Annotated in this window: 19 protein-coding genes and 1 pseudogene; 10 read left to right on the top strand and 10 right to left on the bottom strand. The window is 69.8% G+C overall.

Annotated elements, in window-relative coordinates:
• Nucleotides 1-133: pseudogene (locus RGD00_RS14600) on the bottom strand (IS5/IS1182 family transposase); the annotation flags it as partial.
• Nucleotides 134-565: 432 nt separating this feature from the next.
• Between RGD00_RS14600 and RGD00_RS14595 the strand changes: the two are divergent.
• The 5 genes from RGD00_RS14595 to RGD00_RS14575 all read left to right on the top strand — a co-directional run bounded on the left by RGD00_RS14595 (nt 566) and on the right by RGD00_RS14575 (nt 5,106).
• The gene (locus RGD00_RS14595) at nt 566-1,327 is read left to right on the top strand and encodes a hypothetical protein (protein ID WP_310458080.1); all 762 of its coding nucleotides are present in this window, start codon (nt 566-568) and stop codon (nt 1,325-1,327) included.
• A 143-nt stretch (nt 1,328-1,470) separates the two neighbouring features.
• Nucleotides 1,471-2,061: a molybdenum cofactor guanylyltransferase MobA gene (gene mobA, locus RGD00_RS14590; RefSeq protein ID WP_310458079.1), complete on the top strand. Its 591-nt coding sequence runs from the start codon at nt 1,471-1,473 to the stop codon at nt 2,059-2,061.
• Nucleotides 2,062-2,157: 96 nt separating this feature from the next.
• Nucleotides 2,158-2,541: an ArsR/SmtB family transcription factor gene (locus tag RGD00_RS14585; RefSeq protein WP_310458078.1), complete on the top strand. Its 384-nt coding sequence runs from the start codon at nt 2,158-2,160 to the stop codon at nt 2,539-2,541.
• Nucleotides 2,542-2,657: 116 nt separating this feature from the next.
• Nucleotides 2,658-3,506, top strand: coding sequence for a fumarylacetoacetate hydrolase family protein (locus RGD00_RS14580; RefSeq protein ID WP_310458077.1), 849 nt, complete (start codon nt 2,658-2,660; stop codon nt 3,504-3,506).
• A 10-nt stretch (nt 3,507-3,516) separates the two neighbouring features.
• Nucleotides 3,517-5,106 (top strand): MBL fold metallo-hydrolase RNA specificity domain-containing protein, encoded by a 1,590-nt coding sequence (locus RGD00_RS14575; protein ID WP_310458076.1) that lies wholly within the window; start codon nt 3,517-3,519, stop codon nt 5,104-5,106.
• Between the two features lie 190 nt (nt 5,107-5,296).
• Here the strand turns inward: RGD00_RS14575 and RGD00_RS14570 are convergent, their stop codons facing one another.
• The 9 genes from RGD00_RS14570 to RGD00_RS14530 form a co-directional block, all read right to left on the bottom strand.
• A complete protein-coding gene (locus RGD00_RS14570; protein WP_310458075.1) occupies nt 5,297-6,502 on the bottom strand; it encodes an efflux RND transporter periplasmic adaptor subunit in 1,206 nt (401 codons plus the stop codon).
• Complete coding sequence (locus RGD00_RS14565) at nt 6,502-8,865, bottom strand: ABC transporter permease (RefSeq protein WP_310458074.1); 2,364 nt, start codon at nt 8,863-8,865, stop codon at nt 6,502-6,504. Before RGD00_RS14565 ends, RGD00_RS14570 begins: the two co-directional genes overlap by 1 nt.
• Entirely contained in the window at nt 8,865-9,575 is a 711-nt protein-coding gene (locus tag RGD00_RS14560; RefSeq protein WP_310458073.1) for an ABC transporter ATP-binding protein, read from the bottom strand. Before RGD00_RS14560 ends, RGD00_RS14565 begins: the two co-directional genes overlap by 1 nt.
• A 202-nt stretch (nt 9,576-9,777) precedes the next feature.
• Nucleotides 9,778-10,581 (bottom strand): ATP-binding cassette domain-containing protein, encoded by an 804-nt coding sequence (locus RGD00_RS14555; protein ID WP_310458072.1) that lies wholly within the window; start codon nt 10,579-10,581, stop codon nt 9,778-9,780.
• The gene (locus RGD00_RS14550; protein WP_310458071.1) at nt 10,571-11,443 is read right to left on the bottom strand and encodes an ABC transporter ATP-binding protein; all 873 of its coding nucleotides are present in this window, start codon (nt 11,441-11,443) and stop codon (nt 10,571-10,573) included. Before RGD00_RS14550 ends, RGD00_RS14555 begins: the two co-directional genes overlap by 11 nt.
• Nucleotides 11,440-12,291, bottom strand: coding sequence for an ABC transporter permease (locus RGD00_RS14545; RefSeq protein ID WP_310458070.1), 852 nt, complete (start codon nt 12,289-12,291; stop codon nt 11,440-11,442). Before RGD00_RS14545 ends, RGD00_RS14550 begins: the two co-directional genes overlap by 4 nt.
• A complete protein-coding gene (locus RGD00_RS14540) occupies nt 12,284-13,294 on the bottom strand; it encodes an ABC transporter permease (protein WP_310458069.1) in 1,011 nt (336 codons plus the stop codon). Before RGD00_RS14540 ends, RGD00_RS14545 begins: the two co-directional genes overlap by 8 nt.
• A gap of 124 nt (nt 13,295-13,418) precedes the next feature.
• A complete protein-coding gene (locus RGD00_RS14535) occupies nt 13,419-14,951 on the bottom strand; it encodes an ABC transporter substrate-binding protein (protein ID WP_310458068.1) in 1,533 nt (510 codons plus the stop codon).
• Between the two features lie 42 nt (nt 14,952-14,993).
• The gene (locus RGD00_RS14530; RefSeq protein ID WP_310458067.1) at nt 14,994-16,568 is read right to left on the bottom strand and encodes a phytoene desaturase family protein; all 1,575 of its coding nucleotides are present in this window, start codon (nt 16,566-16,568) and stop codon (nt 14,994-14,996) included.
• 106 nt (nt 16,569-16,674) lie between these two features.
• On the opposite strand from RGD00_RS14530, the gene RGD00_RS14525 reads away from it, so the two are divergent.
• The 5 genes from RGD00_RS14525 to RGD00_RS14505 are packed head-to-tail and all read left to right on the top strand — an operon-like array spanning nt 16,675 to nt 23,249.
• Nucleotides 16,675-17,466, top strand: a complete 792-nt coding sequence (locus RGD00_RS14525; RefSeq protein WP_310458066.1) for a cyclase family protein — start codon at nt 16,675-16,677, stop codon at nt 17,464-17,466.
• 3 nt (nt 17,467-17,469) lie between these two features.
• Nucleotides 17,470-19,035, top strand: a complete 1,566-nt coding sequence (locus RGD00_RS14520) for a phytoene desaturase family protein (RefSeq protein WP_310458065.1) — start codon at nt 17,470-17,472, stop codon at nt 19,033-19,035.
• Nucleotides 19,032-19,520 (top strand): MarR family winged helix-turn-helix transcriptional regulator, encoded by a 489-nt coding sequence (locus RGD00_RS14515; protein ID WP_310458064.1) that lies wholly within the window; start codon nt 19,032-19,034, stop codon nt 19,518-19,520. Before RGD00_RS14520 ends, RGD00_RS14515 begins: the two co-directional genes overlap by 4 nt.
• A gap of 31 nt (nt 19,521-19,551) precedes the next feature.
• Nucleotides 19,552-21,699, top strand: a complete 2,148-nt coding sequence (locus RGD00_RS14510) for a thiamine pyrophosphate-dependent enzyme (protein ID WP_310458063.1) — start codon at nt 19,552-19,554, stop codon at nt 21,697-21,699.
• Nucleotides 21,696-23,249, top strand: a complete 1,554-nt coding sequence (locus RGD00_RS14505) for an indolepyruvate oxidoreductase subunit beta family protein (RefSeq protein WP_310458062.1) — start codon at nt 21,696-21,698, stop codon at nt 23,247-23,249. Before RGD00_RS14510 ends, RGD00_RS14505 begins: the two co-directional genes overlap by 4 nt.
• The last annotated feature ends 257 nt before the right edge of the window (nt 23,250-23,506 follow it).

Genomic DNA, 23,506 nt, shown 5'->3' with positions numbered 1-23,506 from the left:
GCTTGCCAGTCGGCGCGGCCTTCCACGTCATGGCGGGGTCGAACCAGATCGTCAGAGAGCCGCGGCGCTTGAGCGCTGGGTTATAGGCGGGCCAGTTCCTGGTCTTGTAGATCGGGGGTGTCGGTCTGCTCATGCAGTCAAGCTACCACGCTGGATTCACGAGATGAATCCCTCACGCGATTTGTGCAACAGAGCCCCCGGGCACCCCAACCTGGCCCGCTGGTTCCGCGCGGTTTCCGGGCGTCCTGCGGTAAAAAGGTCCCTTGAGGTGCTCGAGAAGACGAAGTCCTCGATCGGTTCTGCAACCCAGGACATGGTCGACCGCATCACCGGACGCGGCAGCTACGCGCGCGGATGAACGGATGAACGGATGAACGGTGGTCGGCTGAAAAGCGGCCGCCGGGCGGCCTTCTTCAGGGTCCGCCGACGATCCGGCGCCGCGCATCCCGGACGGCTGGCAATGACCGCCCCCGAACCCCGGGGGCAAGGGTCATCGGCGGCCCCCGGGGCTTGCCAAGACCGTGCGGCTGCCGCCTTATGGCGCCCGGACCCTGCGGAGGACATGATGACCCGGACGCTTACCTATCCCGGCGGCTGGCCGGCCGTGGTCGATCAGTGGCAGGGGCGGCGCGCGGCCCTGAAGGCGCGGGCGGGCGAGGGGCTGGCGGGGCCGGGGGCGGATCTGGCGGCGCTGGCGGCGGAACGGGTCGCGGCGCCGGGGCCGTTGCCGCTGGGCAGTTCGGCCTTTGCCGTCAAGCGCCATGCGCTTGCCACCGAATTCGCCGGGCGGTCCGCGCTGGCGCTGGAACATGCGCTGGCGATCGCCTGCCTGCGCCGCCGCGCCTGGCCGGACGAGGCCCCCGCGCTTTTCCGCCGGATCTGGGTGGAAGAGGCCGAACGGATGCTGGCCGAACTCGACACCCGCTGGCTGATTTCCGCCGCCATCACCTTTGCCGACCATGGCGCGACGGAATCGGAACGGTTCCTCGGCCAGTCGGTGAAGATCCTGTTCAGCCTGGTGAAGCTTTACGAGTTCGAGCGGCTCTATTCCGGGCAGGACCCGGACCAGCCCTTTCGCCTGGGCAAGCGGTCGCGCGCGGGGCTGCCGATGGGGATAGAGCCGTTCTCGATCCGCGACGGGGGGCTGGACGTGAACCTTCTGGGCCCGATCTGGGCGCAGGCGGCGGAAGAGCCGGTGATGGGCCCGCTGGTGTGCCACCTGCTGGAGCGGCTGAACGGCGATCCGGGCACGTTGTTCCGGCGGCTGGCGTTGATGCGGGAAAAGCTGCAGGCGCGGGATGCGCGGCGACGGGCGGAGGGCGGCTGACGTCTGGCGGGCATGCCGGCGCGCGCCCCGGCCTGCGGGTCCATCGCGCTCGCCAGGTACCGGGGTGGACGACGCCCGCATCGCCCCTCACCCTGCGCCATTCCCCGTGCTATAGGGGCGCCGGGGCGCGGGGGACGGATGCGATGCGGCTGGCGGGTGTGATTCTGGCGGGCGGGCGCGCGCTGCGGATGGGTGGCGGCGACAAGGGGCTGCGGTTGCTCGGCGGGCGGGCGATGATCGCGCATGTCATCGACCGGCTGGCGCCGCAGGTCGCGTTCTGCGCGATCAGCGCCAATGGCGATCCGGCGCGGTTCGCCGCCTTCGGTCTGCCGGTGCTGGCCGATGGGGTGGCGGGCCGGCCCGGGCCGCTGGCCGGGGTGCTGGCGGGGCTCGACCATGCCGCGGGGGCGGGTATGGACGCAATCGTCACCGCGCCCGCCGACGCCCCCTTCCTGCCGCGCGATCTGGCGGGGCGGCTGGCGGCGGCCTGCACCGGGGGCCCGGTTCTGGCCCGCGGCCCCGACGGGCGGGCGGAGCCCGTGTTCGCGCTCTGGCCCGTGGCGCTGCGGGGGGCATTGCGGGCGGCGCTGGCCGAAGGGATGCGCGGCGTGGGCGATGTCGCCGCCCGCCACGGCGCCGCCCATGCCGGCTTCGACGACGCGCGGGCCTTCTTCAACGTCAACACCCCCGCCGATCTGGCCCGCGCCGAGGCCCTGCTGGCCGCGCCCGGCTGACCCCTGCGGCCAAGCGGCCCTTGCATGTGCGGGCGGAGGGGTTACATTCAGCTTATCCTATGCGTTGCCGAACGGATCGAAAGGGCGCGCCCCGCCATGACAGCCTTGACCGAAAACCCCCTGCCTGCGCCCGCCGACGACCTCGACGGTTGCGCCGCGATCGCACCCGACGACCTGACCCAGAAGGCCGAGGCCGCCGCCGCCTTTCTCAAGGCGCTGGCGCATGAGGGGCGGCTGATGATCCTGTGCCATCTGTCGGCCGGCGAGAAATCGGTGACGGAACTGGAACATCTGCTGGAATCGCGTCAGGCCGCGGTCAGCCAGCAACTGGCGCGGCTGCGTCTGGAAGGGCTGGTGTCCTGCCGGCGCGAGGGCAAGGCGATCTTCTATTCCATCTCCGACCCGCGGGTGCGCCGGGCCATCGAACTGGTCTACGACATGTTCTGCGGCCCCGAGGCCGTTGCGGACGCGGCCGCCTGACCCGGGGCGCCCGATCCGGGGCGCCCGATCCGCATAACCTTTCCGCGACCGGGCAGGACATGCTTGCCCCGAACCGCCCCCAGGGCGTATCACCTTGGACGGAGAGGGAGAATGCCATGAAACTGTTGCGCTATGGCCCCCCGGGGCAGGAGCGTCCGGGGCTTCTGGATGCCTGCGGGACGATCCGCGACCTTTCGGCCCATGTGGACGACATCGCCGGTGCGGCGCTGGCGCCCGAGGGGCTGGCGCGCATCGCGGCGCTCGACCCCGCCAGCCTGCCTGCCGTCACCGGCGGGCCCCGCATCGGCCCCTGCGTGGGGGGCGTGGGGAAATTCGTCTGCGTGGGCCTCAACTATTCCGACCATGCCGCGGAAACCGGCGCCAAGCCGCCGCCCGAACCGATCCTGTTCATGAAGGCGACCTCGGCGATCTGCGGGCCCGAGGATGACGTGATCATCCCCAAGGGATCCGAAAAGACCGATTGGGAGGCCGAACTGGCCGTGGTCATCGGCCGCACCGCGCGCCATGTGCCCAAGGCCACGGCGCTGGAACATGTGGCGGGCTATTGCGTGGCCAACGACCTGTCCGAACGCGCCTTCCAGTCCGAACGCAGCGGGCAATGGACCAAGGGCAAGTCCTCGGACACCTTCGGCCCCATCGGCCCCTGGCTGGTCACGCGCGACGAGGTGCCCGACCCGCAGGCCCTGCGCCTGTGGCTGGAGGTGGACGGGACCCGCCGGCAGGACGGCACCACCGCCAACATGATCTTCAGCGTCGCCTGCCTGATCAGCTACATCAGCCAGTTCATGTCGCTGCATCCGGGCGACATCATCTCGACCGGCACACCCGCGGGCGTGGGCCTGGGGATGAAGCCCCCCACCTTCCTGCGCCCGGGGCAGGTCGTCACGCTCGGGGTCGAGGGGCTCGGCGTCCAGCGCCAGCGCACGGTCGCCTGGCCGGGCTGAAGGGGGACGGATGGTCAAGGTCCATTTCCACGGCGCCGCGGGGGGCGTCACCGGGTCGTGCTTCCGGTTCGAGACCGGGCAGGGCGCCTTCCTCGTCGATTGCGGGATGTTCCAGGGGTCCAAGACCGAAAAGGAACTGAACTACCGCGATTTTCCCTTCGACCCGCGCGAACTGGCCGCCGTGGTGCTGAGCCATGCGCATATCGACCACAGCGGGCTTCTGCCCAAACTGGTGCGGCAGGGGTTCAAGGGCGCGATCCATGCGACCCCGGCGACGGCGGATCTGTGCGGGGTGATGCTGCCCGACAGCGCCTATATCCAGGAAATCGAGGTCGAACAGCTCAACCGCCGCAACGCGCACCGCCACCGCCCGCCGTTGCAGCCGATCTATACGGCGGCCGATGTGGCGGCCTGCCTGAAACTGTTCCGCCCCGCGCCCTATTGCGACTGGTTCACCCCGCTGCCCGGGGTGCGGGCGCGGTTCTGGAACGCGGGGCATATGCTGGGTTCGGCCTCGGTGGAGATCGAACTGGCCGAACCGGGCGGGGACCGCCCGCTGCGCCTGCTGGTGTCGGCCGATCTGGGCCCGGATTTCAAGCTGTTGCAGCCCGACCCGCAGGCGCCGGCGGGCCTCGACCATGTGATCTGCGAGTCGACCTACGGCGACACCGACCGCCCCGACGCCAGCCCCGAAACCCGCCGCGCCCTGCTGCGCGACGAGGTGCTGGCGGCGATGCACGGCAACGGCGCGCTGCTGATCCCATCCTTCGCGGTGGAACGCGCGCAGGAACTGATCACCGACCTGACGCTGCTGGCCGCGCGCAAGGAACTGCCGCGGATCCCGGTCTATGTGGATTCGCCCCTTGCCGCCCGCGCGACGCAGGTCTTCGCCCGCCATGCCCGCGATCTGGAAGGCGGGCGGCTGCTGACCGAGGCGCTGGCAAGCCACCACCTGCGCTTTACCGAAACGGTGGAACAAAGCCGCGCGCTCGACCGGGTGCAGGGGTTCCATATCGTCATCGCCGCCTCCGGCATGTGCGAGGCGGGGCGCATCCGCCACCGGCTGAAGAACTGGATCTGGCGCGACGAGGCGACGGTGCTGCTGACCGGCTATCAGGCCGAGGGCACTTTGGGCCGCATCCTGCTGGACGGCGCGCCGGCGGTGCGCATCCAGGGCGAGGAATTCGCCGTGCGCGCCCGCATCCGTTCGCTCGACCTCTATTCCGGCCATGCCGACGGGCCGGAACTGGCGCAATGGCTGCGCGAACGGATGCCGATCGCGCAGAACGTCTTTCTGGTGCATGGCGAACCCCGGGCGCTGGCGGGGCTGGCGGCGCGTCTGGACGGGATCGTGGCGCCGGAACGGGTGGTGATCCCGGCGCTGGACGATGGCGCGGAACTGACGCTTGCGGGCGCGCGCATGCTCGCCCCCGCGGCGCCGCCGCGGCTGGAACGGGATCAGACGGCGCGGCTCGACTGGCACAACGACGCCGCGCAACTGATCCTCGACATCCACGCCGCGCTGGATGCCGCCGCCGACGAAAAGGCCCGCGCCGTGATCCTGCGCCGCCTGCGCCGCGGGCTGGAGGGCGAGGGCTAGGTACCCGGGCGTCGCGCCGGTGGTAAGGGCAGGGCCGGGGGCCAGCCCCCGGACCCCCGGAGTATTTGGGGCAAGATGAAGCCGCGGGCCTCTTCTGGACGAAAAGCGACTCCCTGTTCACTTTCTGTCTCTAAATATCCCGGGGGTCCGGGGGCTGGCCCCCGGCGCCGCCCCATCCGCCGGGCCAGCCTCAGCCGTCTTCGCGCGCGGCGATCCGCGTGCCGTCCTCCACCGCATTGCCGGGGAAGGCGACCACGCGCTCGCCCGGGGTCAGGCCCGACAGGATCTGCACGTCGGTCTGCGTCTGCCGGCCGATCCCGACCGGGGTCAACAGGGCGCGGCCGCCGGATTCGCGGAACACGGCCCAGCCTTCGCCCGCGCGGAAGATCGCGCTGAGCGGCACCTGTATCACCTCGGCCGCTTCCCAGACCACCACGCGGACATGCACGCGGTAGGCCTCGCCCAGGCCCGCGCGCTCCTCCGCCGGGGTCACGAGGTCGAGGCGCACGCGCACCCGCTGTTCCTCGATCCCCAGGGCCGAGACCTTGGTGAAGGCCGAGGGGTCCACCCGCCGCACCACCGCGCGGATGGTGCCGGGCCCGCCCCACCGGTCCACCAGCGCGGGCGCCCCGGGCACGACGCGCACGGCATCGGCGGACAGCAGGTCCGCCACGATCTCCAGATCCGCCAGATCGCCGATGGTCAGCAGGGGGGCGCCGGCGGTGACGGGGCGGGCGCTGAGGTTTTCGACCTCCAGCACCGTGCCGGTATGGGGCGCGCGCAGTTCCACGCAGCAGGCGCTGGACGCCGCCCCGTTGCCGGCCGGTTCCAGAAGCTGCGCCCGCGCCCGCAGCAATGCCGCCTGTTGCAGGTCCACCGCCGATTGCGCCGCCGCCGCCGCCGCGCGCGCCGCATCGCGGGCGGCCTGCGCATCCTCGAGCGCGCGGGCGGGCACCGCGCCGCGGGCGGCGAGCGTGCTGTAGCGGCCGTGTTCGGTTTCGGCATGGGTCAGGTCGGTGCGCGCCTGCGCCAGCCGCGCCTCGGCCACGCGCAACGCCGCCTCCGCCTCGCCCACCGCGGCCTCTGCCTGCGCGCGGGCGCGGGCGTCCAGAAAGGCGGGCGCCAGCGGCTGGATCACCGCCACCACGGTTTCACCGGCCACCACCGCGTCGCCCACCTGCACCGGCATGCGCGTGGTGGTCCCGGCCACCGGTGCGGTGACGAGATAGGGTTCGCGGATCCGCGTCACGCCGTCGGCGGCCACCGTCACCTGCATGGGCCCCGCCACCACCGGCGCCAGATCCACCGCCACCGGGCGCGGCCAGAACGCCCAGGCCAGAAGCCCGGCCACCGCCGCCGCCCCCGCCACGCCCGCGATCACCTTGCCTGTCCGCATCATTCCCTCCGTTTCAGGGCGGTGGCGATATCCACCCGGTCGAGCCTGCGCCGCACCACCAGCGCCGAGGCGAGCGCCGCCCAGAACGCCACCAGCGCGGCGATGGCATAGGTCTGCGGCGCGATCACCAGCGGGATGCGGAAAAGATCGGTCGAGATCCCCTGCGCCATCAGCGCCGCAAAGCCATAGCCCGCGAGCCACCCCACCGGGATCGCCACCACCGTCAGCAGCATCAGTTCGCCCACCAGCACATAGCCCACCTCGAACCGGGTGAAGCCCAGAACCCTGAGGCTGGCCAGTTCATGCGCGCGTTCCGACAGCTGGATGCGCGCGGCATTGTAGACCACGCCCACCGTGATCAGCACCCCGAGCGTGACATAGATCACCGTCATGGTGATCAGGTTTTCCTGCAAGGTCTGGTCGAACTGCCGGCGCACATCGGTCCAGAGCGTGATCCCCGCGATGGCGGGCGACTGTTTCACCGCCGCATGCAGCGCGGGCAGCGCGTCGGTATCGACCAGCAGGTCCAGCTGGTTCACCACCGGCGCCTGCCGCATCAGCGCATGCAGCGCATCGTCGCGGATATAGGGCGTCTGGCCGAGGCTCTGGCGCACCACGCCGGTGACGGGGATGCGCAACACCTCCCGCGGGGGGACCAGCAGTTCGACCGCCAGCACATCGCCCGGCCCCGCGCCCAGATCCGCCGCCAGGCTTTCGGGCAGCACCAGCCCCGCGGCGGGCAGGGGCACCGGGCGGCCCTCGGGGTCCAGAAGGCGGGTCAGTTCCGCGCCCTCGGCCCGCGCCTGCAACGCCAGCAGCTTTTCGCGGTGGCCGTGGATCAGCCGCACCGGCAGGGCATAGCCGCCCTCGACCCGCAGGACGCCGGGCAGCCGCCCCGCGGCCTCGATCGCATCCAGCGTCCGGTCGGAGGTCAGTTGCAGCGTCACATGCTGGCGGTTGGCGCGGTGGAACACCTCGTCCACCATCGCGCGCGAGGCGTCGAAGGCGAAAAAGCTCGCCACCAGCACGGCGACCGAGGCGGAAACGCCGAACAGCGTCACCGCCGCGCGGCCCGGCCAGCGGGTGATCGACCGCAGGATCATCATCGTCGTCTGCCGCAGCCGCAACAGCGCGCCCATCCGGTCGGCCAGCCCGCGCCGGAACACGGGGGGCGCGGGGGGCGACATGGCGGCGGCGGGGCTCAGCCGCACGCTGCCCCAGACGGCGCGCAGCGCGCCAAGGATGACGGTGGCGATCCCCGCCAGCCCCGACACCGCGAAGGCCCCGCCCCCGGGGGCGTAGAGCAGATAGGGAAAGCGGTAGAATTCGGCGTAAAGCTGGGTCGTCTCGTGCCCCAGCCAGATGCCTGCGGCCCAGCCGGCGGCGACGCCGCCGATGCCGATGCCGATGCTCATGCGCAGGTAATGGCCCGCGATTTCGCGCGTGGTATAGCCCACCGCCTTCAGCAGGCCGATCTGCTGGCGTTCCAGCGCGATCAGGCGGCCCAGAACCATGTTCACCAGAAAGGCCGACACGATCAGGAACACCGGCGGCAGGATCAGCGCCATCGCCCCCAACTGATCCAGTTCGCTTTGCAAAAAGGCATGCGAGGTCTGCCGGTCGCGCCCATGGGCCCCGGTGCCGCCATAGGGTTCCAGCAGCCGGTCGAGTGCTGCGATCACCGCCTCGGGCCGCCCGTCGCGGGTCAGCCGCAACGTGACCTCGTTGAAGGCGCCGGTCAGGTCCTTGGCGGCGGCGGCCGCGGTCTCGTTCATCCAGATCACGCCATAGCGGCGGTCGTCGGGCATGATCGTGCCGGGGCCGATCAGATAGATGAATTCGGGCGACAGCGCGAGCCCCGCCACCGTCAGGTCCCGCAACTGCCCGTTCAGCAGCGCCCGGAACCGCGCCCCGGGGGCCAGCGCGTTGGTGCGGGCGAAATCCTCCGACAGCAGCACCTCGTCGTCGCGCAGCGGGTCGGGCATGCGGCCCTGACGCAGCAGGGGCAGGTTCAGCAGCGGCTCGCCCCCCGCGGGCAGGGAAATCACCCGCCCCGCGGCGGGTTCGGTCAGCCCGGGAATGTCGAGCACCACGGGAAAGGAAATCCGCCCCTCGGCCTGCGCCACACCGTCGAGTTGCGCGATGTCGGCCAGCAGGTCGCGCGGCGCGCGGGTGGCGCCGGCAAAGACATCGGCGAAACGGTTGCGTTCGTAATAGGCATCGCGCGTGCCGGTCAGCGAGCGTTCCGCCCCCTGCGCCAGCACCAGCACCATCACCCCGCAACCCAGCACCAGCGCGATGGCGAGGCTTTGCGCCCAGATCCGGCGCAGGTCGCGTATCAGCTTGCGGTCCAGCGCGCGCATCACCAGCTGATCTCGGACGGGTCGGCGCGTTCGGTGTTTTCCTCCACCCGCTGGATGCGCCCGTCGGCCAGGATCAGCACCCGGTCGGCGATGCGGCGGATCTCGGCGTTGTGGGTGATGAGCGCGGTCATCGTGCCCAGATCGCGGTTGATCGCCACCAGCGCCTCCAGCACCGTGATCCCGGTGCGGCTGTCGAGCGCGCCGGTGGGTTCGTCGCACAGCAGCACGTCGGGCTGCTTGGCGATGGCCCGCGCGATGGCGACCCGCTGTTGTTCGCCCCCCGACAGTTCGGCGGGGAAGTGATCCATCCGGTGCGCGAGGCCCACCCGGTCGAGCGCCTCTTCGGGCCGCATCGGGCGGGCGGCGATTTCCGTCACCAGCGCCACGTTTTCGCGCGCCGTCAGGCTGGGAACGAGGTTGTAGAACTGGAACACGAAGCCCACATGATCGCGCCGGAACGCGGTCAGCGCGGCATCCGACAGATGCGTCAGTTCGCGGTCGCGAAAGAACACCCGCCCCCCCGAGGGCCGGTCGAGCGCGCCGAGGATGTTGAGCAGCGTCGACTTGCCCGACCCCGAGGCGCCGAGCAGCACCACCATCTCGCCCTCGTAAAGTGTGAGATCGACCCCGCGCAGGGCCTGCACCTGCACCGCGCCGGTGTCGTAGACCCGCGTCAGGCCCTCGGTACGGAAGACCGGCTTGCGTTCCATCCTATCCCCTTTTGCGCAGGCTCGTCCGCCGCGCCGGTCCGGTCAAGGGGCAAAGCCGCGCACCCCTCAGGGCAGTGCGGGTGGACAGGGCGGCGCCGGGGGCCAGCCCCCGGACCCCCGGAGTATTTCAGGCAAGATGAAGCCGCAGTCTGCATCTTCAGGCTGGCTCCCGGGGCGGCGGGCCGGGCGCGCGGGCGCCGGTTCACGCCCAGGGCTGGTCCGGGTCGGGCAGGGGGATCGCGTCCAGCAATTCGCGCGTATAGGCGGCCTGCGGGGCGGCGAAAAGCGCGGCCGTCGCCGCCTGTTCCACGATCCGCCCCTGATGCAGCACGAGGATGCGCGAACAGAGCCGCCGGATCACCGACAGGTCGTGGCTGATGAAGGCGAGCGTCAGCCCCAGATCGCGCACCAGCCCTTCCAGCAGGTTCAGCACCTGCGCCTGGCTGGAGACATCGAGGCCCGACACGATTTCATCCGCCAGGATGAATTCGGGTTCCAGCGCGATGGCGCGGGCGATGCCGACGCGCTGGCGCTGGCCGCCCGAGAGTTCGTGCGGAAAGCGGTGGCGGAAGGCGCGCGGCAGGCCCACATGGTCGAGCGCCCGGTCCACCCGCGCGTCGATGCCGTCCAACCCGTGCAGGCGGAGCGGCCCCGCGATGATCCCCCCCACCCGCCGGCGGGGGTTGAGCGAGGACATGGGATCCTGAAAGATCATCTGGAACCGCCGCCGCAGCGGGCGCAGCGCGGGTTCGGGCAGGTGGGTGATGTCCTGGCCGTCGAACAGCACCCGGCCGCCCGAGGGTTCCAGCAGCCGCACCAGCACCCGGCCGAGCGTGGATTTCCCCGACCCCGATCCGCCGACGATCCCCAGAACCTCGCCCCGCCGGACGCTGAAATCGAGCCCGTGCAGGATCTCGATCCGCGGCGTCGCGCCGAACAGCGGCTTTTGCGTCATGTCGGCCAGCGACAGCCGCAGCCCTTCGATCCGGTAGAGGTCATCGTGCATCGCGCCACTCCGTCTCTGCCGCCTCGACCTCGGCCTGCACGGCGTGGATCACCGCATCGGGCACCGGCGTCAGCGAGCTTTCGGGGTCGGTGTATTTCGGCGTCGCGGCCAGCAGGGCGGCGGAATAGGGGTGGCGGGGGGCGGCGAAGAAGGCGCGCACATCGGTATCCTCGACCACCTTGCCGGCGTAAAGGACGCTCAGCCGCTGGCAGATCTTCGACACCACGCCGAGGTCGTGGGTGACGAACAGCAGCGCCGTGCCATGGCGTTCCTGCAACTGGCGGATCAGCCGCAGGATCTGTTTCTGCACCGTCACGTCCAGCGCCGTGGTGGGTTCGTCCGCCACGATCAGCCGGGGCTCTGCCGCGAAGGCGGCGGCGATCAGGATCCGCTGGCGCATGCCGCCCGACAGTTCGTGCGGATAGGACCGCATCACCCGGGCCGGGTCGCGGATCTGCACCTCGTCCAGCAGGTCTATCGCCCGCGCCGTGGCATCCGCCCGCGACCAGCCCAATATGTCCACCAGCCGCCCGGTGATCTGCGGCCCCACCCGGCGCGAGGGGTTGAGCGCGGTCAGCGGATCCTGCGGGATCAGCGCGCAGGCCGCCCCCACCCGCCGGCGCCGTTCCGCCGGGGGCAGCGCCAGCAGGTCCACGCCATCCAGCCAGATCTCGCCCTCGACCACCCTCACCGCGCGCGGCAGGGTGCCGAGGATCGCCTTGCCGATCATGCTTTTGCCCGCGCCGCTTTCGCCCACCAGCCCCCGCACCTCGCCCGCCGCGACATCGAGGCTGACCGAACGCAACAGCCGCGGGCCGCCGTCCAGCACGGCGGAAAGATTGCGGATGGACAGGAAGCTCATCGCAGCACCGGGTCGAAACGGTCCTTCAGCCCCTCGCCCAGTTGGGAAAAGGACAGGACGGTGAGGAAAAGCGCCACCAGCGGGAACACCAGCACCCACCATGCCTGATGGATCGAGGTGCGGCCTTCGGCGATCATGCCGCCCCAGGTGGGCGCATCGGTGGAAATCGACAGGTTCACGAAAGACAATATCGCCTCGACGATCACCGCGATGCCCATTTCCAGCGTCAGCAGCACGCCGATGGTGGGCAGCACATTGGGCAGGATTTCCGTCAGCATGGTGCCGAACCGCCGCTGCCCGGCCACACGGGCGGAGGCGACATAATCCATCGCCCCCTGCGCCATCGCCTCGGCCCGCACGACGCGGGCGAAACGGGTCCAGTCGATCACCACGATGGCGATGACGATGGAGGTCAGCCCGGTGCCCAGAACCGCGATCAGCAGAATGGCGAACAGCACCGGCGGAAAGGCCATCCAGATGTCGACCAGCCGGGAAATCACCAGATCCGCCCATCCGCGGTAATAGCCCGCGATCAGCCCCAAAGCCGCGCCGATGACCCCCGTCGCCAGCCCCGCGACCAGCGCCACCACCAGCGCCACGCGCGCGCCATGCAGAATGCGGCTCAGCACATCGCGGCCGAGCGAATCCGACCCCAGCCAATAGCCCGGCTCCGCCCCCGCCATCCAGAAAGGCGGCAGGCGGCTGGTGAACAGATCCTGCGCCAGCGGATCCTGCGGCGCGATCCAGGGCGCCAGCACCGCGCCCAGAACCAGCAGCGCGATCCACCCCCCCGACAGCCACAGCCGCAGGCCGATGCGGCGGCGTATCTGCGACCGGCCGTCACGCATGGCGCAGCCTCGGGTTCAGCGCGGCATACATCATGTCCACCACAAGGTTCACCGCGGTGAAGATCACCGCGAACAGGATCACGATGCCCTGGATCAGCGGCAGGTCGCGGTTGATCACCGCGTCGATGGCCATGTTGCCCAACCCCTCGTAGGAAAAGAGCCGCTCGATGATGACGGTGCCGCCGATCAGGAAGGTGAACTGCACGCCGACCAGCGTCAGCGTCGGCAGCACCGCATTCGGCAGCGCCTCGCGCAGGATGACATGGTTCTCGCCATAGCCGCGGGTGCGCGCCAGCGTCACATAGTCCAGATGCATCGTTTCTTTCAGGCTTTGCTTGAGCAGTTGCGCGATGATCGCCGCCAGCGGGATCGCCAGCGCCACGGCGGGCATGAACATATGCGCCACGATATCCGCCCAGAGGTCGAAGCGCAGGCGCACCACGCTTTCGAACAGATAGAAATTGGTGGAAAACGGCAGGTCCAGACTGGGCGACACCCGGCCCGAGATATGAAAGACCGGCGCCAGCACCCCGAAGAGCAGGATCAAGACCAACCCCCACAGGAAATCCGGCACCGACAGCGCCACCCCGTTCGCCACGTCGATGGCGCCCTCCGTCCGCGTGCCGCGCAGCCGCGTGCCGGTCAGCGCCAGCACGCCGCCCACCGCGACCGCGATCACCAGCGCCATCACCGACAATTCCAGCGTCGCCGGCAACCGCCCCAGCACCAGACCCAGAACCGGCTGGCGCGTGGTGATCGAGGTGCCGAAATCCCCCTGCACCACCCCGCCGAGCCAGATCAGGAACTGCTGCGCGATCGGCTTGTCCAAACCGTAAAGCGCATTCAGCCGCGCCACATCCTCTGGCCCCGCGCCGGGGGGCAGCATCATCGCCACCGGGTTGCCCGGCACCACCCGGATCACCACGAAGACGATCACCGCCACCCCCGCCAGCGTCACCAGCGTGGTCAGCACCCGCACCAAAAGAACCCGCGCCAGCCGCATCCGCCCCACCTGATGAAGGACCGTCCGCCCAAGGTGCGGTCCCCTTCACTTTCTGTCCATAAATATCCCGCGGGGGTCCGGGGGCGCGAAGCCCCCGGCCTCTCCATCAGGCCAACGCCGCCTATCAGGCCCGCGTCATCAAATGCGGCAACAGCGCGCCCGAGGCATGCGGCACCACCTTGACCCGCGCGTCATGCAGGATCGGCTGGACATATTGCAGCAGCGGCAGCACCAGCGCCTCGTCGGCGATATATTTGCTGACGCCTTTCCAGCCCTCGATCCGCTTCGCCTCGTCGGGTTCGCCCCACAGCGGGTTGATCATGTCGATCAGTTCCTGCCCGTCCCAGACCGAATGCGGCGAGGGCCCGTACATCGCGAACCCCGTCGAGGTCGTGGGATCGGCGACCGAGTTGCCCCAGTTGTAAAAGGCCGCGGGGGCCAACTGGTCGGCGGCGCGCAGTTCGTAATGCTTGGCGATCTCGTAGACCTCGATCTCCGCCTCGATCCCCACCCGGCGCCAGAGGCCGACGATGGCCTGCACCATCTCGTAATCCTTGGGCTTGAAGCCGCGGGTGGTCTGGATCTTGAACTTCACCGGATTGTCGGGGCCATAGCCTGAGGCCGCCAGCAGTTCCTTGGCCTTTTCCGGGTCGTAGGGCGTCTTGATCGAGGCGTCGAAGGCGTCGTATTCCGGCGTTTCCAGCGTGTCGATGACCACGCCATAGCCCGACAGCAGCCGGTCGATGATCGTCTGCTTGTCCACCGCCAGCACGGCGGCCTTGCGCACGTTCGGGTCCAGCATCGCGTCGATGTCGTTGAAGAAGATCATGCCGATGTCGGAAATCGGCTCCGCCACCCCGGCCAGCCCGGTCTTGCCCTTCAGGCGGTCGTATTCCTCATAGGGCATTTCCAGCGTGACATGGGCATTGCCCGATTCCACCTCGGCCACCCGGCTCGCCGCATCGGTCACGAACTTGATCGTCACGGTGTCGAACTCGGGCTTGCCGCCCCAGTAGTCGGGGTTGGCCTTCAGGCGGACATAGGCGTTGCGCTCGAACTTCTCGACCATATAGGGGCCGGTGCCGATGGGCGCGGCCTCGAAGCCCTCGGCACCCACCTTTTCGTAATACGCCTTGGGCAGCACATAGCCGGTCAGGAAATACATCCATTTGAAGATCGTGGGGTCGAACTGCTTCACATCGGCCACCACGCGGTTGCCCTCGACCCGGTGGTTTTCCAGCGTGCCCCAGACGAACTGGATCGGGCTGCCGGTTTCGGGTTTCGCGACGCGGGCGAGGCTCCATGCCACGTCCTCGGCGGTGAAATCCGATCCGTCGTGCCATTTCACGCCCTCGCGCACCGTCATCCAGACCTGCGTCCGGTCGTCGTTCCAGCCCCATTCCGTCAGCAGGCCGGGGGCGGGCTTGAGGTCGGGCTGTTGCAGGATGAACTGGTCGAACACCGACTGGTAGATGCCCTGGATCGTGGGGTTCACCCCGCTCGGCCCCGTGGTCGGATCCCACGAGGGCAGGGTGACGTTGTAGGCGATCACCAGCTCGTCGATCCCCTGTGCCAGCGCCAGCCGGGGCAGGGCGAACGCGCTGGCGGTGATGCTGGCGGCGGAAAGTTGCAGCAGGCTGCGGCGTGAGAGTTTCATGGTCGTTTCCCTGTTGGTGTCTGTTCTTGTTCGTGACCGGGTTCAGCCCCCGGCAAGCTTGCGCGCGAGGTTGAACCCCGGCCCCGCGCCGGTGCCGCCCCCCGGCCAGACAGCGGCGCCGGTCAGGTGCAGGCCCGCGACCGGGGTGGTGCCGTCGGCATGGCCGCGGGCGGGGCGGAAAAGGAAATGCTGCGACAGGTGATGGCTGCCGCAGACCTGATCGCCGCCGACGAGGTTGGGGTTGTCGGCCTCCAACTCCGCCGGCGTGACGATGCGGCGGGCAAGGATCAGGCCCCGGATCCCCGGCGCATGCGCGTCGAGAAGGTCGAGCGCGCGGTCGGCGAAGGGTTCGGCCGCGCCCGCCCAATCGGTGGCGGCGATCTTTCCGGCCGCATCGCCCCGGATCGTTCCCGGCGCCATGCGCACCTGCAACCACAGCACATGCCGCCCCTCGGGCGCGCGGGTGGGGTCGATGGCGGTGGGCTGGCCCACGACCAGCACGGGTTCGTCGGGCAGCAGACCGGCCTTCGCCTGCGCATAGGTGCGCGCCATCTGGTCGAGGGTCGGGGCGACATGGACATAGGCGAAGCGGCGCAGGTCGGGGCTGGCGGTCCAGCCGGGCAGATCCGACAGCGCGAGGTGGATCATCATCGTGCCCGGCGCGTGGTCGAACCCCCGCATCGCGGCGTCGAAACGCGCCTCGCCGGTGCCGCCGCCCAGAAGCCCGTCCAGCGCCCGGGGCGCGACATTGGCGATCACCGCGCGCCGCGCCGCGATGCGGCGGCCATCGGCCAGTTCCACCCCCGTCGCCCGCCCGCCGCTGCGGAGGATGCGGGCCACCGGGGCATTGCATTCCACCTGCCCGCCGCGCGCCGCGAGTGCCGCCACCAGCGCGCGCGTGATGGTATCGGCGCCGCCCTTGCCCAGAACCATGCCGAAGCTCTGGTTCGCCATGCCTTCCAGATAGGGAAACATCGCGCCCCCCGCGACATCGGGCGCGAAGTCGAGATGCATCCCCCAGGCGGCCAGCAGGGCGTGGACGCGGGTATCCTCGAACGTTTCCTCCAGCCAGCGGCGGGGCGAGGACAGCAGGAACCGGCCCAGATCCAGCGTGCCGTCGATGCTGCGCCGCCGCAAAAGTTTGAACATGAAATATGCAAATGCACGCTTCTGCGCCGGGGAATTCAGCAGCCCGGAAAGATCCTCGGCCCGGGCGGGGAATTCGGCCAGAAGCCGCGCCCAGGTATCGGCGTCGCGCGGCGACAGCGCCCGGATCCGCGCCGCGGTCGCGGCCGGATCGGTGGACACCCCCAGCCATGTGCCATCGGGAAAGACGCTGGCGAAACAATCCGCCACCGGCGCGAATTCCGCCCCGTGGCGGGCCAGTTCCGCGCCATATGCCTTGGAAAACGGCGATCCGGCGAACAGCGACAGGTTCATCGCCCCCCAGTCGTGGCGAAAGCCGGGCAGGGTGTATTCGCCCGTGCGCACCGCGCCCCCCGGTTCCGCCGCCTGTTCGTAAATACCGACGTTCCACCCCCGCGCCGCCAGGTGCAGCGCACAGGCCAGGCTGTTGTGGCCCGCCCCGATCAGGATCGCATCATGCGTCGGTGTCACGGCGTCTCCCCGCAAGGTTGTGCGAAGATACTTGCAAATGCACGTAAACCTGTCCAGCATAATCCACGAACGGGGCACAGCCCCCGCAACGACAGGGAGAGACGGGATGACTGCGGCGAATGTGCTGGAAAACCTGGGGCGGATGATTCTGTCCGGCGGGATCGAGGTGGTGGATTGTTCCGGCAGGCTCGGCCCGGATACGCCCTTGCTGAAACTGCCGCCGGAACTGGCCAGGGACACGCCCAAGATCGAGATCCACAAGATTTCTGACTATGATTCCGATGGCCCCTTCTGGGCGTGGAACTGGCTCAAGGTCGGCGAACATTCGGGCACCCATTTCGACGCGCCGCACCACTGGATCACCGGCAAGGATTACGCCGACGGCTATACCGACACGCTGTCGGTGCAGCGGCTGGTGGCGCCGGTGAACGTGATCGACTGTTCGGCCGAATCGGCGGCGGACCCGGATTTCCTGCTGACCGTGGACCATGTGAAGGCGTGGGAGGCCAAGCACGGCGCGATCAACCCCGGCGAATGGGTGGTGATGCGCAGCGACTGGGACCGGTACGCCGATGACGAGGGCAGGTTCCTCAACGCCGACGCGACCGGCCCGCATACCCCGGGGCCGACGGCCGAGGTGATCCAGTATCTGGTCGAAAAGGGCATCGTCGGCTGGGGCACCCAATGCATCGGCACCGATGCCGGGCAGGCGGGGGGGATGACGCCGCCGTTTCCGGCGCACAACCTGTTGCATGCCAACAACCGCTTCGGGCTGGCGAGCCTTGCCAACCTGTCGAAACTGCCGCCCAAGGGCGCGATCCTGATCGCGGCGCCGCTCAAGATCGCGAACGGCACCGGCTCGCCCATCCGCGCGCTGGCGCTGGTGCCGAAGGGGTAGGGGATGGCCGCCGTCGATCACGTCATCATCGGGTCCGGCATCAACGGGCTGGTCGCCGCGGCGCTGCTGGCGAAAAAGGGCCGGCGCGTGCTGGTGCTGGAACGCGAAGGCCGCCCCGGCGGCTGCATGCGGACGGAAGAGGCGACGCTGCCCGGCTTCCACCATGACGTGATGGCGGCCACCTTCGTGCTGTTCCTGACCTCGCCCGCCTATGCCGCGCTGGCGGGCGATCTGGCGCGCCACGGGCTGGAATTCTGCCATGCCCGCCACCCCACCGCCGTGCTGCGCCCCGATGGCACGGCGCTGGTGCTGACGATGGACCGCGCGGCGAACGTGGCGGCCTTCGACGCGCTGGCGCCGGGCGACGGCGCGCGCCATGCCGCGGATGTGGGCGGGATCGAGGCGGACGCGCCCTTCCTCTTCGCGCTACTGGGCGGGCGGCTCTGGTCCTGGCCGACGCTGCGGCTGCTGGCGGGGCAGGTGCGCAGGCGCGGCGCGCGGGGGCTGGCGGCCTGGATGGGGTCGGCCTTGGCGCCGGCGCGGGGCTGGCTGGAAACGGGATACACCAGCCCGCTGGTGCAGGCCCTGTGGGCACCCTGGGTGCTGCATTGCGGGCTGACCCCGGAAAGCGCCTATTCGGCGCAGATGGGCAAGGTCATCGCCTTCGCGCTGGAGGCCGCGGGGGCGCCCGTGGTCAAGGGCGGCGCGGGGGCGGCGGTTCAGGCGTTCCGGCGGCTGATCGAGGAACAGGGCGGCGCCATCCGCACCGGCGCGGATGTGGACCGGATCGTGGTCGAAAACGGCCATGTCGCCGGGGTGGTGCTTGCGGGGGGCGAACGGATCGCGGCGAAATCGGTGCTGGCATCCGTCGCGCCGGGGCAGCTTTACGGCCGGTTGCTGCGCGATGTGACCCTGCCCGAGGATCGCGCAGCGGCGCAGGCGTTCCGCCACGGGCGCGGGGACTTCCAGCTGCATTTCGCGCTGGACCGTGCGCCGGAATGGCTGACGCCGGGGCTGGACGATGTGGCGCTGATCCATCTGTCGGACGGCATCGACGCGGTGTCGAAATCCGCCAACGAGGCCGAACGCGGCCTTCTGCCCGAAACCCCCACCATCTGCGTCGGCCAGCCCCACCGGCTGGACCCGACCCGCTGTCCGCCGGGCAAGGCGGTGCTGTGGTTGCAGATCCCCGACGCGCCCCGCACGATCAAGGGCGATGCGGCGGGCGCGATCCCGGGCCGGGAATGGGATGACGCCACCCGCGAAGCCTTCGCCGATCGGATCGAGGGCATCCTTGCCCGCCACATCAAGGACTTCGCCGCCATCAGACTGGCCCGCCGCGCCTATTCGCCCGCGGATCTCGAATCGATGAACGTCAACCTCGTCGGCGGCGATCCCTATGGCGGGGCCTGTTCCATCGACCAGTTCTTCCTGTGGCGGCCCTTCGCCCATTCCACCAACGGCACCGGCATGGTGCGGGGGCTGGTGCATATCGGCGCCTCCACCCATCCGGGGCCGGGGCTTGGCGGCGGGTCGGGCTTTCTGGCGGCGAAGGGGCTTGGCGCATGAACGACGGAACCCCGGGGCCGCTGATCGCCGAACCCGTGCCCCGGTTGGGCGAAATCGGGCTGTCGAACTATGCGCCCTACCTGATGAACCGCATCATGGGCCGCTACAACGCCGCCCTGCGCGAACAGATGACGAAACTGGGCCTGACCACGGCCAAGATGCGCGCGCTGGCGGTGCTGACGGTGATCGACGGGCCGCTGATCCGGGAACTGGCGGTCTATGCGGTGGTGGAACAATCCACCCTGTCGCGCGCGCTGGACCAGCTGGCCGCCGACGGCATGGTGCGGCGCGAGGCCGACACCGCCGACAGCCGCGCCACCCGCGTCTATGTCACCGACGCGGGCCGCGCCGCCTTCGACGCGATCTGGCCGCATATGGCCGAAAGCTATGCCCGCATGTTCCGCGGCATCCCCGAGGGCGAACGCCGCGCCTTCGTGGGCACGCTGCAAAAGATGCTGGGCAACATACGCAAGCACGAGATCTGACCCGGGCCCCCGGTCGGAGGAGGAAGCAAGCATGGCGGAACGTTCCTTCAAGGCAGAGGTCGAGCATCTGCGGCTCGGCACCGGCCAGACCTTCACCGGCGAGGGGATCCTCGCCATCACCAAGGCGCTGCTGGAAAACGGCGTGGGCTATGTCGGCGGCTATCAGGGCGCGCCGATCAGCCATCTGATGGATGTGCTGGCCGATGCGCAGGACCTGCTGGCCGAACTGGGCGTGCGGTTCGAGGCGAACGCGTCCGAGGCCGCGGCGGCGGCGATGCTGGCGGCATCGGTCCATTACCCGATCCGCGGCGCGGTGACGTTCAAGGGATCCGTCGGGGTCAACGTCGCCTCGGACGCGCTGGCGAACCTCGCGTCCTCGGGCGTGAACGGCGGCGCGCTGGTGATCGTGGGCGAGGATTATGGCGAAGGCTCCAGCATCATGCAGGAACGCAGCCATGCCTTTGCGATGAAATCGCAATTCTGGCTCTTGGACCCGCGTCCCAACCTGCCCTCGATCGTCAAGGCGGTGGGCGACGGGTTCGACCTGTCCGAGGCGTCGAATACGCCGGTGATGCTGATGGTGCGCATCCGGTCCTGCCATGTCACCGGCAGCTTCCCTACCCGCGACAACCGCCCGCCCGCCCTGACGGTGCGCGACGCGCTGGCCAACCCGCGCCGCGATTTCAGCCGCGTGGTGCTGCCGCCCATGTCCTACCAGCACGAACAGGACAAGGTGAAGAACCGCTGGCCCGCGGCCGAGGCCTTCATCCGCGACCGCGGCCTGAACGAACGCTTCGGCCCCGAGGGCGGCAAGGTCGGGCTGGTGGTGCAGGGCGGCATGTACAACGGCGTCATCCGCGCGCTGCAACGGTTGGGCTTGGCCGACATCCACGGCGACACCGAGGTGCCGCTTTACGTGCTGAACGTCACCTATCCGCTGGTCAGCGCGGAGTTCCTCGAGTTCTGCGCCGGCAAGGAGGCCGTGCTGGTGGTCGAGGAAGGCCAGCCCGAGTTCATCGAACAGCAGCTGTCCACCTACCTTTACCGCGCGGGCAGCACGGTCAGGCTCTACGGCAAGAACGTCTTTCCGATGGCGGGCGAATATACCGGGCAGGTGATGCTGGACAGCGTGACCGCCTTTTTGCGCGAAACCGCCCCCCATCTGCTGCCCGGTCAGGTGCGCGCGCCGAACGCCCCCGCCGTGCCGGTGCCCGACCTGACGAAAACCGTGCCGATCCGCCCGCCCGGCTTCTGTACCGGCTGCCCCGAACGGCCGATCTTCGCGGCGCTGAAACTGGCGCAGCGGGATCTGGGCGAACACCAGATTTCCGCCGACATCGGCTGTCACCTCTTCGCCTCGCTGCCGCCGTTCGAGATCGGGGGGCAGACGATGGGCTATGGCCTCGGCCCGGCGTCGAACGCCGCCTTCGACGGGGGGGGCGAGAAACGCGCGATCTCCATCATCGGGGATGGCGGGTTCTGGCACAACGGGCTCTCGACCTCGATCGGCAACATGGTGTTCAACAAGTCGGATTCCGTGGCCGTCATCGTCGACAACTACTATTCCGCGGCGACGGGGGGGCAGGATGTCCTGTCCTCGCGCGCCGACAACCCGACCAAGGCCACCCAGCACCCGATTTCCGAGGCGCTGAAAGGCGTCGGCGTCAAATGGGTGCGGCAGGTGAACCGCACCTATGACGTCAAGAAGATGCGCGAGGTGTTCACCGAGGCGCTGACCACCGATTACGACGGGCCCAAGGTCATCGTCGCGTCCTCGGAATGCATGCTGAACCGCCAGCGCCGCGAAAAACCCCTGCGCGCCAAGGCCATCAGGGAAGGAAGGCGGGTCGAGGCGCCCCGCTTCGGCGTGGACGAGGATGTGTGCACCGGCGATCACGCCTGCATCCGCCTGTCGGGCTGCCCCTCGCTGTCGCTGAAACGGCTCGACGATCCCCTGCGCGACGATCCGGTGGCCTCGATCGACCAGACCTGTGTCGGCTGTGGCAACTGCGGCGAGGTGGCGGATGCCGCCGTGCTCTGCCCCTCGTTCTACCGCGCCGATGTGGTGCACAACCCCGGCCGGTGGGAACGCCGCCGCGCCGCATGGCGCGCGCGCGTCATCGGCTGGTTGCAGGCGCGCCGCGCGGGCGGCCGGCTCGAATTCGGAGACGCGGCATGACCGACCAGACCCCGATCCTGACCCCCCGCGCCCGCGATCCCCGCGTGGACGGCATCCTCAAGCTCGCCGTGATGGCGGTGGGCGGGCAGGGCGGCGGCGTGCTGACCGGCTGGATCGAGCAGTTGGCCCGCGCCAACGGCTATGTCGCGCAGGCGACATCCGTCGCCGGGGTGGCGCAGCGCACGGGGGCCACGATCTATTATGTGGAAATGGCCCCCGCGACCGGGCGGCAGCCGGTCTTTTCGCTGGCCCCCGCCGGCGGCGACGTGGATGTGCTGATCGCGGCGGAAATGATGGAGGCCGGGCGCGCGATCATCCGCGGTTTCGTGACGCCCGACCGCACCACCCTGATCGCCTCGACCCATCGCGCGCTGGCGGTCAGCGAAAAGATGGCGCCGGGCGACGGCATCGCCAGTTCCGAAGAGGTGCGCGCGGCGGCCGGGATCGCCGCGCAGCGGCTGGTGATGGCGGATTTCGAAGGCGCGGCGGTCAAGGCGGGCTCGGTCATCTCGGCGTCCCTCTTCGGTGCGCTGGCGGGATCGGGCGCGCTGCCCTTCCCGCGCGCGGCGTTCGAGGCCGCCATCCGCGCCTCCGGCAAGGGGGTGGAACCGAGCCTGCGCGCCTTCGACGCCGGTTTTGCGGCGGCGGAGGCCGGGGGGGCCGAAACGGCCCCCCCGGTCCCCCCGGGGGCCCCCGCCGCAGCCGCCCCGCGCGGCCCCGACGGGCTGCAATACGAATGGCAGCGCCTGACCGACCGTGTGGCCGACCTGCCCGCCCCGGTGGCGGAACTGGCGGCACCCGGCCTGCGCAAGGTGGTGGATTTCCAGGATACCGCCTATGGCGCGGAATACCTCGACCGGCTGGCCCGCGTGCTGGCGCTGGACGACCCGGCGCAGGATTACGCGCTGGCGCGCGAGGCGGCGAAATATATCGCCAATGCGATGGCCTATGACGATGTGATCCGGGTGGCCGACCTCAAGACCCGCGCCGCCCGCATGGCGCGGGTGCGGCGCGAGATGGGGGTGGCGGGGGATACGGTGATGCAGATCACCGAATTCATGCACCCGCGGGCCGAGGAAATCGTGGGCCTTTTCCCCGCCCGGCTCGGCGCCTGGGTCGAGGCGCGGCCCGGGCTGATGGCGTGGATCGACCGGCGGGTGAACAAGGGCCGGCGGCTGCGCAGCGACAGCCTGCGCGCCTTCGCCCAGCTTTACGTTCTGGGCGGCCTGCGCGGCTGGCGCCGGATCAGCCGCCGCCATGCGCTGGAACAGGCGCATCTGGACCGTTGGCTGGCGCTGGCCGAGGGCTATCGCGCGCGCAACTACGACCTTGCCGTCGAGGTCATCCGCTGCCGCCGCCTGATCAAGGGCTATTCCGACACCCATGCCCGCGGCCTGTCGAAATTCGACCGGGTGACGGCGGCCGTGGCGCTGCTGGCCGACCGCCCCGACGCCGCCGACTGGACCCGCCGCCTGCGCGAGGCGGCGTTGCAGGACGAGGCGGGAAAGGCGCTGGACGGTGCGATCCAGACCATCCGCAGCTTTGTCTGAAAGGAGGAAAGGGGGCATTCTGCCCCCTCTTGGCTGCGCCAATTCACCCCCTGAGGATATTTTCGGACAGAAAGTGAAGGCGCGGTTTTTTTAACCCGAAGTTAACCGCGCTTGGCGAAGCTGATCCTGCGGTACAGGCGGGGACGCCGATGACCGCGACAGGAAGTGACGCCCCGTTCCGGTGATGGAGCGGGGCGTTTCCACTTTCTGTCCCTAAATATCCCCGCCGGAGGCCAGCAACCTGTCCGCCCGCACCG

Origin of the sequence: Ruixingdingia sedimenti (genome assembly GCF_031432425.1) — a bacterium.
Lineage (GTDB): Bacteria > Pseudomonadota > Alphaproteobacteria > Rhodobacterales > Rhodobacteraceae > Ruixingdingia > Ruixingdingia sedimenti.
This window is presented reverse-complemented; position numbering and strand designations above follow the sequence as displayed.

Excerpts from the sequence above, each read along its gene's own strand:
- RGD00_RS14595 (WP_310458080.1), top strand. The coding sequence starts at position 566 with ATGACCCGGACGCTTACCTATCCCGGCGGCTGGCCGGCCGTGGTCGAT.
- RGD00_RS14575 (WP_310458076.1), top strand. The coding sequence starts at position 3,517 with ATGGTCAAGGTCCATTTCCACGGCGCCGCGGGGGGCGTCACCGGGTCG.
- RGD00_RS14565 (WP_310458074.1), bottom strand. The coding sequence starts at position 8,865 with ATGCGCGCGCTGGACCGCAAGCTGATACGCGACCTGCGCCGGATCTGG.
- RGD00_RS14585 (WP_310458078.1), top strand. The coding sequence starts at position 2,158 with ATGACAGCCTTGACCGAAAACCCCCTGCCTGCGCCCGCCGACGACCTC.
- RGD00_RS14510 (WP_310458063.1), top strand. The coding sequence starts at position 19,552 with ATGGCGGAACGTTCCTTCAAGGCAGAGGTCGAGCATCTGCGGCTCGGC.
- RGD00_RS14550 (WP_310458071.1), bottom strand. The coding sequence starts at position 11,443 with ATGAGCTTCCTGTCCATCCGCAATCTTTCCGCCGTGCTGGACGGCGGC.
- RGD00_RS14515 (WP_310458064.1), top strand. The coding sequence starts at position 19,032 with ATGAACGACGGAACCCCGGGGCCGCTGATCGCCGAACCCGTGCCCCGG.
- RGD00_RS14555 (WP_310458072.1), bottom strand. The coding sequence starts at position 10,581 with ATGCACGATGACCTCTACCGGATCGAAGGGCTGCGGCTGTCGCTGGCC.
- RGD00_RS14535 (WP_310458068.1), bottom strand. The coding sequence starts at position 14,951 with ATGAAACTCTCACGCCGCAGCCTGCTGCAACTTTCCGCCGCCAGCATC.
- RGD00_RS14570 (WP_310458075.1), bottom strand. The coding sequence starts at position 6,502 with ATGCGGACAGGCAAGGTGATCGCGGGCGTGGCGGGGGCGGCGGCGGTG.
- RGD00_RS14505 (WP_310458062.1), top strand. The coding sequence starts at position 21,696 with ATGACCGACCAGACCCCGATCCTGACCCCCCGCGCCCGCGATCCCCGC.
- RGD00_RS14520 (WP_310458065.1), top strand. The coding sequence starts at position 17,470 with ATGGCCGCCGTCGATCACGTCATCATCGGGTCCGGCATCAACGGGCTG.
- mobA (WP_310458079.1), top strand. The coding sequence starts at position 1,471 with ATGCGGCTGGCGGGTGTGATTCTGGCGGGCGGGCGCGCGCTGCGGATG.
- RGD00_RS14580 (WP_310458077.1), top strand. The coding sequence starts at position 2,658 with ATGAAACTGTTGCGCTATGGCCCCCCGGGGCAGGAGCGTCCGGGGCTT.
- RGD00_RS14545 (WP_310458070.1), bottom strand. The coding sequence starts at position 12,291 with ATGCGTGACGGCCGGTCGCAGATACGCCGCCGCATCGGCCTGCGGCTG.
- RGD00_RS14560 (WP_310458073.1), bottom strand. The coding sequence starts at position 9,575 with ATGGAACGCAAGCCGGTCTTCCGTACCGAGGGCCTGACGCGGGTCTAC.
- RGD00_RS14525 (WP_310458066.1), top strand. The coding sequence starts at position 16,675 with ATGACTGCGGCGAATGTGCTGGAAAACCTGGGGCGGATGATTCTGTCC.
- RGD00_RS14540 (WP_310458069.1), bottom strand. The coding sequence starts at position 13,294 with ATGCGGCTGGCGCGGGTTCTTTTGGTGCGGGTGCTGACCACGCTGGTG.